Below are 12,794 nucleotides of genomic sequence, written 5' to 3' on the forward strand. Positions count from 1 at the left end.
CGTGGCCCCGGCGTCTCACCGCACCAGACCAGGGAGACCGTGGCGGGGGTCTCACCTCGCCGGGCCAGCGAACCGTGTTCCCGGGGGTCCCACCGCGCCGGGCTCGGCGAGGAGGGGTACGGCGGTCGTCCGGCGCGATGTACGGCGGGACGGAGGGACCGTGGTGCCTGGACAAGGAAGCGCCGTGGCGGCGGGCAAGCGGCACCGACTCGCCGCGAGCGCCGGGCACGGGCCCTCAGCCGAAGTGCGGCGGGCGGCGGGTGGGGTGGCCTGCCGTACAGGAGAAGACTCACCGCGCCGCATAACGGCCGATTTGCCCCGTGTGAAGAAGGACTGTGGGGGGAGTTAAGAAACCCTCGATGGACACCTCCGGAGGTCAACGGGCACAGTGCGTTAGGTTCAGACGAGGGGGTTTGGCCGATGAAAGCGCTGGTCAAGGAGAGGCCCGAGGCCGGGCTGTGGCTCGTGGACGTACCCGAGCCCGAGGTCGGCCCCGGCGAGGTGCTGATCAAGGTGCTCCGCACCGGGATCTGCGGCACTGACCTGCATATCCGTAAATATGACGACTGGGCGCGGCACACGTTGAAGTTGCCGCTGATCGTGGGACACGAGTTCAGCGGCGAGGTCGTCGAGGTCGCGCCCGGCATCGAGGACATCAAGGTCGGCGACCTGGTCAGCGGCGAGGGCCACATCGTCTGCGGCAAGTGCCGCAACTGCATGGCCGGCCGCCGCCACCTGTGCCGCAACACGATCGGGCTGGGCGTCAACCGTGACGGCGCCTTCGCCGAGTACGTCACGCTGCCCGCCTCGAACGTCTGGGTGCACCGGGTCCCCGTCGACCCGGACGTGGCGGCCATCTTCGACCCGTTCGGCAACGCCGTGCACACGGCGCTGTCCTTCCCGCTGGTCGGCGAGGACGTGCTGATCACCGGCGCCGGCCCGATCGGGCTGATGGCGGCGGCGGTCGCCACGCACGTGGGCGCGCGCAACGTGGTCATCACCGACGTCAGCCCCGAGCGTCTGGACCTGGCCACCAAGCTCGGCGTCAACCTGGCGCTGGACATCGCGCACAGCTCGCTCGAGGACGGCATGAAGCGCCTGGACATGCGCGAGGGCTTCGACGTCGGGCTGGAGATGTCGGGCAACCCGGCCGCCCTGCGGCAGATGATCGCCCACATGACCCACGGCGGGAAGATCGCCATGCTCGGCCTGCCCGCGGAGGAGTTCGCCGTCGACTGGTCCACGATCGTCACCTCGATGATCACCATCAAGGGCATCTACGGCCGAGAGATGTACGAGACCTGGTACAACATGTCGGTTCTGCTGGAGAAGGGCCTGGACCTGACGCCGGTCATCACCGACCGCTTCTCCTACCGCGACTTCGACGCCGCCTTCGACACGGCAGCGAGCGGACGCACCGGCAAGGTCATCCTGGACTGGTCATGATTTCGTACGGCGAAGCCGCCGAAGGATCCGTGGGAGGGTCACATGTTCACTGAGGTGCGCTCGCAGTTGCGGGAGACCCTCGAGGAGATCACCGAGGCTGGGCTGCTGAAGCCGGAGCGGGTGATCACCACCCCGCAGAACGCGTCGGTCGGCGTGGCCGGGCGGGAGGTGCTGAACTTCTGCGCCAACAACTACCTGGGCCTGGCCGACAACCCCGAGGTGATCGAGGCCGCCAAGCAGGCGCTCGACCGGTGGGGCTTCGGCATGGCCTCGGTGCGGTTCATCTGCGGGACGCAGGAGGTGCACAAGGAGCTCGAGGGCCGCCTGTCGGACTTCCTCGGCATGGAGGACACCGTCCTGTACAGCTCGTGCTTCGACGCCAACGGCGGCGTGTTCGAGACGGTGCTCGACGCGCAGGACGCGGTGATCTCCGACGCACTGAACCACGCCTCGATCATCGACGGCATCCGGCTGTCCAAGGCCCGCCGCCTCCGCTACGCCAACCGGGACATGGGCGAGCTCGAGGCCCGGCTGAAGGAGGCCGCCGACGCCCGCCGCAAGCTGATCGTGACCGACGGCGTGTTCTCGATGGACGGCTATCTCGCGCCGCTGCGCGAGATCTGCGACCTGGCCGACCAGTACGGCGCGATGGTCATGGTCGACGACTCACACGCCGTGGGCTTCGTCGGCCCGACCGGGCGGGGCACGCCGGAGCTGCACGGGGTCACCGACCGGGTGGACATCATCACCGGCACGCTGGGCAAGGCGCTCGGCGGCGCCAGCGGCGGCTACGTGGCGGCCCGCAAGGAGATCTGCGACCTGCTGCGCCAGCGCTCGCGGCCGTACCTGTTCTCCAACTCCCTCGCCCCGGTGATCGCCTCGGCGTCGCTGCGTATCCTGGACCTGCTGGAGACCAGCAGCGAGGCGCGCGAGCGGCTGCGCGACAACACCGCGCGGTTCCGGACGAAGATGGCCGAGGCGGGCTTCGACATCCTGCCCGGCGACCACCCGATCGCGCCCGTCATGATCGGCGATGCGGCCGAGGCCGCCGCGATGGCCGAGCGGCTGCTCGACCTGGGCATCTACGTGATCGGCTTCTCCTACCCGGTGGTGCCGCACGGCCAGGCCAGGATCCGGGTCCAGCTGTCGGCCGCGCACTCCGCCGAGGACGTGGACCGGGTGGTGGAGGCGTTCATCCAGGCTCGGGGATGAGTATCCTCGCTGCGTGATAGACACGCGGCGCCTGCGCACCCTGCGGGCGGTGGCCGACCACGGTACGGTCACCGCCGCGGCGGCCGCGTTGCACCTGACGCCGTCGGCCGTGTCCCAGCAGCTCGGCGCGCTGGAGCACGAGGTGGGGCACCGGCTGTTCACCCGTGACGGCCGGGGCGTCCACCTGACCGCGGTGGGCAGGATCATGCTCGCCCACGCCAACGAGGTGCTGGCCCAGCTCGAACGCGCCGAGGCGGAGGTGGCCGCCTACGCCACCGGCGCGGCAGGCGAGGTCACGGTGGCCTGCTTCGCCACCGCGATCAGCGCCGTGCTCTCCCCCGCGATGGCCGCGCTGGCCGTGACGAACCCCGGCCTGCGGGTTCGGGTGCTGGACGCCGAGGGCGACCAGGGGCTGAAGATGCTGCTGGACGAGCTGGCCGACCTCGCGATCGCGGTGGAGTACCGGGGCGCGCCCGACGCGACCGACCGCCGCATCACCCGCCGCCCCCTGTACGCCGAGCCCTTCGATCTGGTCCTGCCGCCCGGCCGCGACGAGCCTGTGGACCTGCCGGCGCTGGCCGAGGAGACCTGGATCGGGCCCTACCCGGGCAACCCGGTGCACGACGTCATCACGTTCGCCTGCGAGCAGGCGGGTTTCACCCCACGCTTCGCCCACTCCTCCGACGACTTCAGAGCAGTTGTCGCCCTGGTCGGCGCCGGCACCGGCGTCGCCCTCGTACCAAGGCGCGCTCTGAAGGACATGGCCCTGCCAGGCGTCACCATCCAGCAGGTCTCCGGCCCGGAACGCCGGGTCTTCGCCGCGGTACGCAGAGGCGCGGAGGCCCATCCGCTGCTCAAACCGCTTCTGGACGCCCTTGCGGCAGCGTCGTAACGACGGCGCCTTGTGCCGTGACGCGGCGGCGCCGTAGCGGCGACAGGCGGGTCCCGTGCGCCGTGATGGCGGGTCACCGTCCCCGACTCGCCAGTAGCGCCGGTCGCGGGCCCTCAGCCGAAGTGCGGGGGGCGGCCGGTGGTGTGGCTTGCCGTACAGGATCAAGCAGGGTCGTGGACGGTTGGCGAGCCGCCCTCTCGGTGGGCGCGGTGGCAGTCGTTGAGGAACTCGCGGGAGAGCATGGCGGTCAGGACGGCCACTCCACCGCGTGAAATCCTCACCTCGCCGTGGCGGATCTCGCCGAGGAGGCGGATGCGCGGGCCCGACTGGCCGGGCAGGCGGGTCCAGTCCTTGACCTTGCCGCGGCCGATCATCCGCAGGTCCCACTGGTCGATGACGGCCTCGTCGGGGACGAGCAGCTTGAGCGCGGAGCGCTCGGCGTCGATGCGGATCTCGATCTCGTCGGCCTCGACGGCGCGCAGGTCGAGCACGGCGTACCCGCGGTGGGCGCGCAGCTTGAAGGTGTCGGCGTCGGTCCACCGGCCGAGCTTCTTGGTGGCGGTGTGGAAGGCCTCGACGCGCTGGGTGGTCCGCAGGGCGTTCATCGTGGTGCTCCTCTCAGGAAGTCTTGATTCTCTTATATCTTGTCATTCAAGTTATTTGACTGTCAAGGAACACTTATGATCGATCTGTGTACAGGGATCTGTTACGCCGCCCCGGAGTGGCGGGGCAGGCCGTGCTGGGGTTCGCGGCGCAGTTGACCCAGCAGGTGGCGCCCGTGGGGATCGTGCTGGTGGTGCAGGAGTCGACGCGGTCGCTCGCGATGGCCGGCGGGTGCGCGGCGGCGATGTCGATCGGCACCGGCCTGGCCAGGCCGGTCCAGGGACGGGTCATCGATCGCCGCGGCGCCAGATCGGTGCTGGTCGTCACGGCGCTGGCGCACGTCGGCGCGCTGGCCGCCCTCGTCGCCTGCGCGGACGTGCGGGCGCCCAGCTGGGCGCTGGTCGTGCTGGCCCTGGTGGCGGGGGCGAACCTGCCGCCCATCTCGGTGAGCATGCGCCTGGAGTGGGGCCGGCTGGGCGAGGGCCGCACGGCCGCCTACAGCCTGGTCTATCTGGTGCAGCAGCTGGCGATCCTCGCCGGGCCGCTGGTGTTCGGCATGGCGATCGCGCTCGCCTCGGCCTCCGTCGCGCTCGGCCTGGTCGCCGTCGCCGCCGGGCTGGGCACGCTGGCCTTCTCCGCCCTGTCCTCGCGTTCCGCGCCGGGCGCCCGCGAGGAGCGGGGCCGGGTGTTCGCCCATCGGGGGATGTGGATCCTGCTCGCCGTGATGCTCCTGCTCGGCGGCACGATCGGCGCGCTGGAGGTGGGCCTGCCCGCGCTGGCCGCCGCCCGCGGCATGCCCGCCGCCACCGGCCTGCTGGTCGCCGCGCTCTCGCTGGGCGGCATCGCCGGCGCCGCCCTGTACGGCATGCGCGAGTGGACCGTGGCACCGCGGACCCGGCTCGTGGTCCTCATGCTGGCGATGGGCGTGGCCACGCTCCCCCTCGTGGCGCTGCCCTGGTTACCCGCGTTCTGGGCGATGCTCTTCCTGGCGGGGATAGCGCTCAACCCGGCGCTGACGACCACGTCGCTGCTGGTGGACGAGCTCGCCCCGGCGGCGCAGGCCGAGGCCTTCGGCTGGGTGTCGACGGCCGCCGGCGCCGGGGTCGCCGCGGGCTCAGGCGTGGCGGGCGTGGTGGGTCAGCAGTTCGGGACGATGGCACCGTTCCTGGTGGGCGCGCTGTTCGCGCTGGCGGGCGCGGCCCTGGCTACTCGGCGGGTGGTTCCCTGAGCACGTAGCCGACGCTGCGCAGGGTGTGGATCAGCCGCGGCTCGACGTCGTCCACCTTGCGCCGCAGGTAGGAGATGTAGGACTCGACCACCCCGGTGTCGCCGCCGAAGTCGTAGTTCCAGACGTGGTCCAGGATCTGCGCCTTCGACAGCACCCGGCCCGCGTTGGTCATGAAGTAGTGCAGCAGCTTGTACTCCGTCGGCGACAGCCGGACCGACTTGCCCGCCCGGGTCACCTCCCCGGCCTCCTCGTCCAGCACCAGGTCGGCCACCTGCATGATGCGCGGCGGCGCGACGTCACCCCTGGTACGGCGCAGCACCGCCCGGACCCTGGCCTGGACCTCCTCCAGGCTGAACGGCTTGGTCACGTAGTCGTCGCCCACGCCGAGCCCGACCAGCTTGTCCTCGGTGGATTCGCGGGCGGTCAGGAACAGCACGGGCGCGTCGATCCGCTTGGCCACCTCGAACCCGTCCAGGTCGGGCAGCATCACGTCCAGGATCACCAGGTCGGGGCCGACCCGCTCAGCCACCTCCACGGCCTCGTAGCCGTCGGCGGCGGTCAGCACCTCGAAACCGGAGTAACGCAGGCTCACCGAAAGCAGGTCTCTGATGCTGGGCTCATCGTCCACCACCAGGATCAGCGCTTCCGGCGTACTCACCCTCTCAGGATGACGCGGCCACCTGAAAGAAGACTGAAGGCTCACTCCAAGGCGAGTGGGAGTTCCACCCTGAACGTGGAGCCGATCCCGACGGCGGACTCCACCGTGACGGTGCCGCCGTGCGCCTGCACGAGCGCCCGCACGATGGCCAGCCCGAGCCCGCTGCCCCTGTCCTCCCCCGACACCCGGCGTGACCTGGCCGAATCGGCGCGGTAGAACCGCTCGAAGACGTGCTCCATCTGCTCGGGCGTGAGCCCGGGCCCCTGGTCGACGACCTCGAAGAAGACCGTGTGGTCGCTCGCCCCGACCCGGATGGCGACCGGCGTGCCCTTCTCGGTGTGGATGAGCGCGTTGGTCACCAGGTTGCCGACGACCTGGCGCAGCCGTACCTCGTCGCCCAGGACGATGAGGGCCGCGCCGCCGACGACGTCCAGGTTGATCGTCCGGTCGGTGGCCAGGATCCTGGCGTCGTGCACGGCGTCGGCGGCCAGGGCGAGCATGTCCACCGGCCGCATGCGCAGCGGGCGGTGCTGGTCGACCCGCGCGAGCAGCAGCAGGTCGTCCACCAGCAGGCTCATCCGGCCGGCCGCCTTCTCCACCCGCTGCATCAGCTCGGCGGGGTCGGCGTTCGGGTTCTGCCTGGCGTACTCGGCGAAGCCCTTGATCGAGGTGAGCGGGGTGCGCAGCTCGTGCGAGGCGTCGCCGACGAACTGGCGCATGCGGTCCTCCGAGCGGCGCGCCGCCGCCTCGGAGGCCGAGCGGGCCGCGAAGGCCGCCTCGATCTGGGCCAGCATGCTGTTGAGCGACCTGGCCAGGCTCCCCACCTCGGTACGCGGGTCGGCGTCCGGCACGCGGCGGCCGAGCTCGCCGCCGGCGATGGCGTGCGCGGTCCGCTCGATCTCGCCCAGCGGACGCATGCTGCGCCGCACGGTCGTGACGCCCACCACGGCCAGGATGAGCAGGATCCCGCCGCCGCCCAGCACCTCGATGAGCACCAGCCGCTTGGTGATGTCCCTGACCTCCTCCAGGTCGGCGGCGACCACCAGCGTGCCGTAGGCCGTCGTGCTCTGCAGCACCCGCCACTCGCCGCCGCCCTTGACCGCGGGCGCGGAGAAGGGTTCAGGCCCTGGATCGGCGGGCAGCGCGGGGCCCGGCTTGAGGTCGACGTCGCGGCCACCGCTGCCCAGCGGGGTGAACCCCTCATCGCCTGGCTGCTTGACCAGCACGATCGAGTCCGACTCGATGAGCAGCTGCGAGCCGCCACCCGGCGGGTGACGGCCGAGCTTGAGCCGCTTGGCCATGCGCTGGGTGAGCAGGTCGACCTGGCTGTCGACGCGATCGACCAGGTAGCCGTGCATCACCGACACGCTGACCACGCCGATGAAGGTCATGCCGAGCACGAGCAGCGCCAGCATGGCCGCGATCAGCTTGATCCGCAGCGGCAGTGCCCGCATCAGGGACTCGGCGGCAGGCGCAACACGTATCCCACACCGCGCAGGGTGTGGATGAGCCGCGGGTTCCTGTTGTCGATCTTGCGGCGGAGCACCGAGACGTACGACTCCACGATGCCGACCTCGCCGCGGAAGTCGTAGTCCCACACGTGGTCGAGGATCTGCGGCTTGGACAGCACCCGGCCCGCGTTGGTCATGAAGTAGCGCAGCAGCTTGAACTCGGTCGGCGACAGCGCCACCATCTGCCCGCCACGCCAGACCTCGTGACTCTCCTCGTCCAGCTCGATGTCGGCGAACGTCAGCCGCGGCGGCGCGGCCGGCGCCTCCCCCGCGGTACGGCGGAGCACCGCGCGGATCCTGGCCACCACCTCTTCCAGGCTGAACGGCTTGGTCACGTAGTCGTCGCCGCCGATGGTCAGGCCGCGGATCTTGTCCTCGGTCTCGTCGCGGGCGGTCAGGAAGACCACCGGCGTGTGCACGCCGCCGCCGCGCAGGCGGGCCACGACCTCGAACCCGTCCAGGTCAGGCAGCATGACGTCGAGCACGACCAGGTCAGGCCGGTGCCGCTGGACGGCGGCGACCGCGTCCGTGCCGCTCTTGGCGGTGGTCACGTCGAAACCCGCGAACCTCAGGCTCGCGGCGAGCAGTTCGAGGATGTTCGGGTCATCCTCGACGATGAGCAGGCGCGCTTCCATTACGTTCAAGGATGCCCTCACCTGACCAGTGCTGGGACAATTCCGGAAATGTGCCGGGCAATTGCCAGGCTCGACGTGGCCGCCGGCGAGGGCGCGTTGCGCACCAGGACGACGCCTCCGTGCACGTCCACGGCGAAGTCGTCGACCATCGCGCCGTCCCTGGACACCGCCTGAGCCCGGACGCCGCCGGGGGCTCGTTCCAGGTCACCGGACACCAGTTCCGGCACGTAGCGCTGGGCGGCCTTGAGGAAGGCGCGCTTGACCAGCGAGCCGTAGACCTCCTTGACGCCGGTGCGCCAGTGCTGCCTGGCGAGGCGGATCGTGCCCGGCCAGGACGCGATCTGCCGGAGATTACGGATGTCTCGCCATCTGTAGCCCTCGTAGGCCAGGGCGAGCACCGCGTTCGGCCCGACCAGGACCTCGCCGTCGATGTGGCGGGTCAGGTGGACGCCCAGGAACGGGTACCGGGGGTCGGGAACCGGGTAGATCAGGCCGTTGACCAGGTCTTTCGCCGCGCCGGTGAGCGCGTAGTACTCGCCGCGGAACGGCACGATCCTGACGTCGCCGGGATCGCCCGCCATCCTGGCGACCGCGTCGGTGCCCAGCCCCGCGCACACCACGAGCCGGTCGAAGGTGAACCTGCGCTTGGCGGCCAGCACCTCCACACCCCTGGAGGTCTCGCGGATCGCCCGGACCGGGTGCGAAAGCCGTACCGATCCGCCCTGGGCGGCGACGTCGAGGGCGAGGCGGCGCGCGATCGCGGGGAAGTCGGCGATCGCGGTGTGCGGCGAGTGGACGGCGCCGACGCCGACCGCGTGCGGCTCGATCTCGCGCAGCGCCAGCGCGTCGAGCTCGGCGATGCCCGGCACGCCGTTGGCCCTGGCCCGCTCGGCCAGCGCCTTCAACCTGGGGCGCTCGGACTGGCTGGAGGCGACGACCAGCTTGCCGACCTCCTCGTACGGCAGGCCGTGCTGGGCGCAGTACTCCTTGAGCAGGGCCACGCCCTCGCGGCACAGCCTGGCCTTGAGCGAGCCCGGCGGGTAGTAGATGCCGGCGTGCACGACGCCGCTGTTGTGCCCGGTCTGGTGGGCGGCGACGCGGTTCTCCTTCTCCAGGACCGTCACCTCGGCGCCTCTGGCACCCAGCTCGCGCGCCACGGCGAGGCCGACGATCCCGGCCCCGATGACCCCGATCTTCTCCGTCACGTCGCCAGTCTCCCGATTTTGCGGGGATTCAGGTGGCCTTCGGCGGCAAGCCACCGCAATGTGTCCGAAACGGTGTCTTCCACGGGGCGCAGCGTCACGCCGAGCTCCCGCAGCGCGAGGGCGTCGTCGGTCGGGACGAGGGTGAGCATGAAGTCGGCGGCGTCCCTGGTGAGCGGGTAGTCGACGACCCTGATCGCGTCGAGCGCCGCGCCCATCGCGCGCAGCGTCCAGCCGGGGATCCGGAACGTGGTGGGCTTGCGGCCGGTGACGCGGGCACACAGGTCCGCCACCTCCCGCCATTTCCGGAAATTTCCGCCTATGAGGTAGCGGCGGGTGCCCTGTCCCTTGGTGAAGCAGGCGGCCAGGGCGGCGGCCAGGTCGCGGACGTCCAGGATGCTCACCCCGCCGGGCACGATCGGCCAGCCCATCCGCAGGCCCGCGCGCAGGCCCTCGTTGAGCGCGTCCAGCGTGGGCTGGTACGGGCCGACGACGCCGCCCGGGTAGACGATCGTCACGCCGCCGAGCTCCCTGGCGTACCGCTCGCCCTCGACCTTGGAGCGGCCGTAGGCGTTGCGCGGGCTGGCCAGCGGGCTGCCGGCGGTGATCACCGGCTCCTTCGGCGGGACGAAGACCGCGACGGTTGACACGTGCACGACGGGATCCAGGCCCAGCTCGACCGCCTGGCCGAGGACGTTCTCCAGGCCCTGGACGTTGGCGCCGCGCAGGTCGGCGCCGTGGCCGGTCACGCCCATCTCGGCGGCGGAGTGCAGGACGGCGTCGCATTCGGCCAGCGCCTGCCTGACGGCGGCCCTGTCGCGGATGTCCCCCGGCACGATGGCGTGCCGTACGTCCTGCGGCAGCAGCTCGGCCAGCACGCGAGCGGCCTTGTCCGGGTTCCTGACCAGCAGGCGGACGTCGTGGCCGGCCGCCAGGAGCGCCACCGTCGCGTGCGACCCGACGAAGCCCGATGCCCCGGTGACCAAGACCCGCATGGCAGGAAGCTACACCATCTCCCAACCCGACCGTACGCATATGCGCACACTGTACGCTATGCTTGATCGCGGCAAGGACAGAGGAGGACCCAGATGGCTACCGCCAAACCGACCATTCCCTCCGTGTGGGCCCGCGAGCGCACCAAACGCGAGCAGCCGGCGCTCAGCCGCGACCGGATCGTGTCGGAGGCCGTCAAGCTGCTGGACGAGGAGGGCATCGACGCCCTGAGCATGCGCACGCTCGGCACCAGGCTCAACGCCGGGGCGACCTCGCTGTATCGGCACGTGGCCAACAAGGACGAGCTGATCGAGCTGGTGGTGGACGAGGTCTACGGCGAGGTGCGGGTGCCGGAGGTGTCCGACCCCGCGCAGTGGCGGGCCGGGATGACCGAGTGCGCCCACAGCCTGCGCGCGATGATCCTGCGGCACCCGTGGCTCGTCGCCGTGCTCGGCCAGGTGGGCCTCGCCGACCTCGGACCGAACCTGGGCTCCCAGCACGATCGCATGCTCGCCCTGTTCAGGAACGCCGGATTCGAGGCACGGGAGGCGGAGCAGGCGCTGAACACGCTGACGGCCTACGTCATCGGCATGACGACCAGCGAGGCGTCCTACCTGTCGCTGATCGCCAGGAGCGGGCTGTCGGAGCAGGAATGGGTGGAGAGCATCCGCCCGGCGGCCGAGCAGGCGGCGCAGGACCATCCGCACGTGCTCGAGGGCTACGTCTCGCTGCGCGACCAGGACCCGCAGGTGATCCGCGACACGGACTTCCTCTACGGCATCGACCGCGTCCTCGACGGCCTGGCCACCCGGTTGCCGCAGGACCCGGGTCGGTGACAATTACTCGAACCTGAGTACGATTAACGCATGTACCTGCCGCCGGAGTGGCCGTCCGAGGTCCGCCCGCCCAGCGTTCCCGACTGGGAGACCTCGGCCGTGGCCTGGCTGCTGGATGCCGTGCCGCCCGACTACCGGGCGTACGAGGTGCTGCGCCGCCATCCGATCGCGCTGGCCAGGATGGCGATCTACCACGTCGACTCGGCGATCGAGGCCGCCAGGTCCGGCTACCGCGGCGCCTCGGTCGACCTCAAGGCCCACCTCCCGCCACACGCCGTGGAGGCCGTCCTGGACGTCTACCGCGAGGAAGGCCCCCGCCTGGTCCGCCTGTCCCGCTCCATCCAGGTCGTCGACCGCGCCCTCCGCGGCGAAATCTTCACCCCAACCCTCCGCAACCCCTGACCTGTACGGCGGGAAACACGACCGGGCGCGCCACGAGAACCAGGCGTCGTGACGGCGGGCAAGCGGCACCGACTCGCCGGACGCGCCGGTCACGGGTCCTCAGCCGGAGTACGGCGGGCGGCCGGTGGCGGGGGCTCGCCGTACAAGAGAACGGAGTTATCTCGTACGGCGGGCGATGAAGGTGACGAGGCCTACCGCGCCCAGGGCGGCGGCGATCCAGATCACGAGCCCGCGACCGGTGAGCCCGGAACCACTGTCGGTGGTGTCGGCGGCCGTTCGGGTGGGCGGGGCGGACGAGGAAGCGCGCACGGGCGTCGGCCGCGCGCGGGCGGGGATGGGGACGCGGTAGACAGGGCTGTTGAGGCCTTCGCTGCCCGTCAGCAGGGCCTTGCCGTCGGGCGTGTAGGCGATCGACTCCGCCTGGTGGAGTTCCGGCATCGACACCCGGGTGATCATCTGGCCCGACGGCCGGTAGAGGGTGGCCGAGAAGTACGTCCTGATCACGTAGCTCGACCCGTCGGGCGCGTAGGCCGCGTCCGTGGCCATGATGGGCGCGTCGCCCACCTTGCGCAGGATGTTGATCCCGGAGGTCTTCAGTTTCCTGGGCGCGGCGTAAACCGACCCGGAGAACTCCTTGGAGACCACGTAGAGCCGCCCGGTCCGCGGGTTGATCATGATGCCCTCGGCGTTGCGCCCGCCTCCGGCGTACCGGAACCGGTACCGGACCGCCGCAAGCGTGGCGTCCTTCAGCACCGTGGGCTCCATCACGCGATAGATGGACACGTCGGGCCAGGCACCGTCCATGTTGTCGCCGATGTCAGCGAACCACAGCACGCCCCGCCCGGTCTTCGGGTCCTTGGTGGCCGCCATGGCCTCCCAGTCGCGGGCTTCCGCCCCGTTCACGTTGAACGTGGCCTTTGTCCGGCCGTTGGGCCCCAGTGCGTAGAAGACCGGCCCCGCGCCGCTGTCGTTGTGGGTGTAGTACACGTCAGGGCGTGTGGGCGAGACGGCCAGCCCGCTGGACTCCGCGATCCGCGAATCCCTGATCGTGAAGAGCTTCTCCTGGGCGTCGTCATCCCCCCGGGACGCCTGGGCAGGCGTCGCAGACAGCGCGCAGGTCGCGGCGACGGCAGCGAACAATCTGATCAAGACATCCCCCATCCCGACATCATGCCC

The 12,794-nt window shown here is 70.9% G+C and carries 13 protein-coding genes; 6 read left to right on the top strand and 7 right to left on the bottom strand.

Features of this window, described 5'->3' with window-relative positions; genetic code table 11:
• Positions 1-420 precede the first annotated feature (420 nt).
• From tdh to KIK09_RS48890, 3 genes are read left to right on the top strand one after another with little or no spacing between them, the layout of a single operon-like run.
• Positions 421-1,446 carry an L-threonine 3-dehydrogenase gene (gene tdh / locus KIK09_RS48880; RefSeq protein WP_214326429.1) on the top strand — a complete coding sequence of 342 codons (1,026 nt, stop codon included), beginning with the start codon at positions 421-423 and terminating at the stop codon, positions 1,444-1,446.
• 42 nt (positions 1,447-1,488) lie between these two features.
• Entirely contained in the window at positions 1,489-2,658 is a 1,170-nt protein-coding gene (locus KIK09_RS48885) for a glycine C-acetyltransferase (RefSeq protein WP_214326430.1), read from the top strand.
• Positions 2,659-2,671: 13 nt separating this feature from the next.
• A complete protein-coding gene (locus tag KIK09_RS48890) occupies positions 2,672-3,550 on the top strand; it encodes a LysR family transcriptional regulator (RefSeq protein ID WP_214326431.1) in 879 nt (292 codons plus the stop codon).
• A gap of 161 nt (positions 3,551-3,711) precedes the next feature.
• Here KIK09_RS48890 and KIK09_RS48895 read toward each other — a convergent pair whose 3' ends face one another.
• Positions 3,712-4,155: a hypothetical protein gene (locus KIK09_RS48895; protein WP_214326432.1), complete on the bottom strand. Its 444-nt coding sequence runs from the start codon at positions 4,153-4,155 to the stop codon at positions 3,712-3,714.
• A gap of 86 nt (positions 4,156-4,241) precedes the next feature.
• On the opposite strand from KIK09_RS48895, the gene KIK09_RS48900 reads away from it, so the two are divergent.
• The gene (locus tag KIK09_RS48900; RefSeq protein ID WP_214326433.1) at positions 4,242-5,381 is read left to right on the top strand and encodes an MFS transporter; all 1,140 of its coding nucleotides are present in this window, start codon (positions 4,242-4,244) and stop codon (positions 5,379-5,381) included.
• Here the strand turns inward: KIK09_RS48900 and KIK09_RS48905 are convergent.
• From KIK09_RS48905 to KIK09_RS48925, 5 genes are read right to left on the bottom strand one after another with little or no spacing between them, the layout of a single operon-like run.
• Positions 5,359-6,039 carry a response regulator transcription factor gene (locus tag KIK09_RS48905; RefSeq protein WP_214326434.1) on the bottom strand — a complete coding sequence of 227 codons (681 nt, stop codon included), beginning with the start codon at positions 6,037-6,039 and terminating at the stop codon, positions 5,359-5,361. The two genes, KIK09_RS48900 and KIK09_RS48905, sit on opposite strands and share 23 nt — an antisense overlap.
• Before the next feature lie 41 nt (positions 6,040-6,080).
• Positions 6,081-7,493, bottom strand: a complete 1,413-nt coding sequence (locus KIK09_RS48910) for a sensor histidine kinase (RefSeq protein WP_214326435.1) — start codon at positions 7,491-7,493, stop codon at positions 6,081-6,083.
• Positions 7,493-8,185, bottom strand: coding sequence for a response regulator transcription factor (locus KIK09_RS48915; protein ID WP_214326436.1), 693 nt, complete (start codon positions 8,183-8,185; stop codon positions 7,493-7,495). The genes KIK09_RS48910 and KIK09_RS48915 overlap by 1 nt, the downstream gene beginning before the upstream one ends.
• Positions 8,186-8,202: 17 nt before the next feature.
• Positions 8,203-9,390, bottom strand: coding sequence for an L-2-hydroxyglutarate dehydrogenase (gene lhgD / locus KIK09_RS48920; RefSeq protein ID WP_308164751.1), 1,188 nt, complete (start codon positions 9,388-9,390; stop codon positions 8,203-8,205).
• Positions 9,387-10,382, bottom strand: coding sequence for an SDR family NAD(P)-dependent oxidoreductase (locus KIK09_RS48925; RefSeq protein WP_214326437.1), 996 nt, complete (start codon positions 10,380-10,382; stop codon positions 9,387-9,389). Before KIK09_RS48925 ends, lhgD begins: the two co-directional genes overlap by 4 nt.
• A 93-nt stretch (positions 10,383-10,475) precedes the next feature.
• On the opposite strand from KIK09_RS48925, the gene KIK09_RS48930 reads away from it, so the two are divergent.
• Positions 10,476-11,216, top strand: coding sequence for a TetR/AcrR family transcriptional regulator (locus KIK09_RS48930; RefSeq protein WP_214326438.1), 741 nt, complete (start codon positions 10,476-10,478; stop codon positions 11,214-11,216).
• 30 nt (positions 11,217-11,246) lie between these two features.
• A complete protein-coding gene (locus tag KIK09_RS48935; RefSeq protein WP_214326439.1) occupies positions 11,247-11,618 on the top strand; it encodes a hypothetical protein in 372 nt (123 codons plus the stop codon).
• A 156-nt stretch (positions 11,619-11,774) separates the two neighbouring features.
• Here KIK09_RS48935 and KIK09_RS48940 read toward each other — a convergent pair whose 3' ends face one another.
• Positions 11,775-12,767: a hypothetical protein gene (locus KIK09_RS48940; RefSeq protein ID WP_250575016.1), complete on the bottom strand. Its 993-nt coding sequence runs from the start codon at positions 12,765-12,767 to the stop codon at positions 11,775-11,777.
• Positions 12,768-12,794: the final 27 nt, after the last annotated feature.

It is taken from the genome of Nonomuraea sediminis (assembly GCF_018531495.1).
Lineage (GTDB): Bacteria > Actinomycetota > Actinomycetes > Streptosporangiales > Streptosporangiaceae > Nonomuraea > Nonomuraea sediminis.